General features: G+C 37.9%; 3 protein-coding genes. 2 read left to right on the forward strand and 1 reads right to left on the reverse strand.

Annotated features, from left to right (window positions below; translation table 11 throughout):
- The first annotated feature begins 125 nt into the window (after positions 1-125).
- A complete protein-coding gene (locus ACFV0Q_RS41100; protein ID WP_375839303.1) occupies positions 126-299 on the forward strand; it encodes a hypothetical protein in 174 nt (57 codons plus the stop codon).
- A 90-nt stretch (positions 300-389) separates the two neighbouring features.
- Entirely contained in the window at positions 390-1,298 is a 909-nt protein-coding gene (locus ACFV0Q_RS41105) for a hypothetical protein (RefSeq protein WP_375839305.1), read from the forward strand.
- Positions 1,299-1,612: 314 nt separating this feature from the next.
- Here ACFV0Q_RS41105 and ACFV0Q_RS41110 read toward each other — a convergent pair.
- Positions 1,613-1,952 (reverse strand): hypothetical protein (locus ACFV0Q_RS41110; protein ID WP_385013172.1); only part of this gene is annotated, 340 nt, incomplete at its 5' end.

Here is a 1,952-nt window from a genome sequence, read left to right on the forward strand (position 1 = left end):
GGGGTGGAGGCTCGGAATCAAAAGGAAACGAAATATCATTCCGAGTGTGCTTCTTTTTTCTGTTCTTGAATTCTATTATTTCCAATGTTAGAATTATGTTAACAACTTGTTAGGAGTGTGTTTGGATGGAAGAGAAAAAACAAATTGGACCTCGAATTACTGTTGAAACATTTAAAAAGCTAGAGTTATTAGCCGAACATTTTACAAAACACAATGAATTTGGAAGAGTTTCAAAAGATGCTGTAATTGAGTTTGCTATTAAGGAATTGTATAGGGACTATTTGGGAAAAGGACGCTAATTTTTGTTGAAAAACTGACTTCGGATTTGGGGTTCTTTATTATTAACTTGATTTTAATTAAACATTACAGGAAAAATTGAGGGGAAATGGATGGATAAACGCAATGGTGACGCGGTTTTCATAGCTCCAAATGATGTTGTAAAAGTGACCACTATGAATCACGTCATTGAAGTTCAGCATATGGAGAAGATGAACCGGAAAAATAATATCAAAAAATTGGACAAGGATAGGTTTGTAGACCTCTCTACTGGGGAGATCCGGGAGTTCGAGCATTCGGAAAATCGGCAGGAAAATTATAATTCTTTGAGACAAACCTTTAAGAAGCTGCGTTATTTGATAAATAACAATTTTATAGGACGGCCAAATGAATTACATATAACTTTGACATACAAGAAAAATATGACGGACACGAAAAAACTTTATAGTGATTTTCAAAATTTTATCGACAGGTTGCGTTATAAATACAAGAAAGAAAGTTCGATAGATTATTTATCGGTGGTAGAGCCACAAGGACGTGGAGCCTGGCATTGTCATGTTTTAATGCGCTTTAATGATTTGGATAAGATTTATATTAAAAATGCTGAATTAAGGAGTCTATGGGGTTTAGGATTTGTAACAATCAAGTCATTAAAGGATATAGACAACATAGGAGCCTATTTGAGCGCTTATTTGACTGATATAGACCTAGAAGATGTCCAAGACAGGGAAACAGCCTTAAAAGTGGCTTCAGAGGGCTGTGAGGTGCAAACAAAGATCGTAGAAGGTCGGGAAAAGAAATTTTTAAAAGGCGGACGGCTGCACATGTATCCTTCCGGAATGAATATGTATCGAAAATCAAAAGGGATTGTTAAGCCGGAACGGGAAGAAATGAAGTTCGGAGACATAAAAAAAGTAGTGGGTTCGGCAAAACCACACTACGAGAAAAGTTATCATGTCGAAAATGACAATTTTGAAAACACAATTTCGTTTCTCCAGTATAACACAAAACGTGATTTTTGAAGCAAAACGGTTCCTCTTTATGGAGCCGTTTTTTTTATTTCCCGAAGGGTTATTTGTCAGAATGACAAACCGATTTCGAGCCGGCGAGAACCCATTGTCACACCACGATTTAGGGGGTGTGTATAAATGGGCACTCTCTGTGAAATTTGAAGCTTTGAAATTCCGAATGGCGCACTTATACACTCTGTCGAGTGAGTGCTAAAATGCTGAAGCATTTCCGTCAAGCGTGTGGAGGAATCTTGTAGAGAGATATAGCATAGATACCCGTATCTCTAGAGATATTTTGGTATATCCCTGCTATATCTATGGGGTATCTATGCTATATCTTTGGCTTCAAAAACGGCACCTGTTCTAAGAGCATAGAAACTCAACAGGCACAGCCTGTTTGACACCCTTTTTTTTAGGGTGGCACCGAGTTTCCTTATGCTCTTTTTCTCTGAAGCTAAACCTGTTTTATATGTCGTAGTCTTTTTATTGGGAGTGACCCCTTGCTGTACAATTTCCGGAGGTGCCGATAAGGGACGAATTTTCCCTTGTCGGTTGCCTTTGGGGATTGTAAGGGGTGGAGGCTCGGAATCAAAAGGAAACGAAATATCATTCCGAGTGTGCTTCTTTTTTCTGTTCTTGAATTCTATTATTTCCAATGTTAGAATT

This window comes from Streptomyces sp. NPDC059564 (assembly GCF_042735575.1).
Taxonomy (GTDB): Bacteria; Actinomycetota; Actinomycetes; order Streptomycetales; family Streptomycetaceae; genus Streptomyces.

What these genes read in the sequence shown, in the direction of transcription:
- ACFV0Q_RS41105 (WP_375839305.1), top strand. Translation starts at nt 390, where the DNA reads ATGGATAAACGCAATGGTGACGCGGTTTTCATAGCTCCAAATGATGTT.
- ACFV0Q_RS41100 (WP_375839303.1), top strand. Translation starts at nt 126, where the DNA reads ATGGAAGAGAAAAAACAAATTGGACCTCGAATTACTGTTGAAACATTT.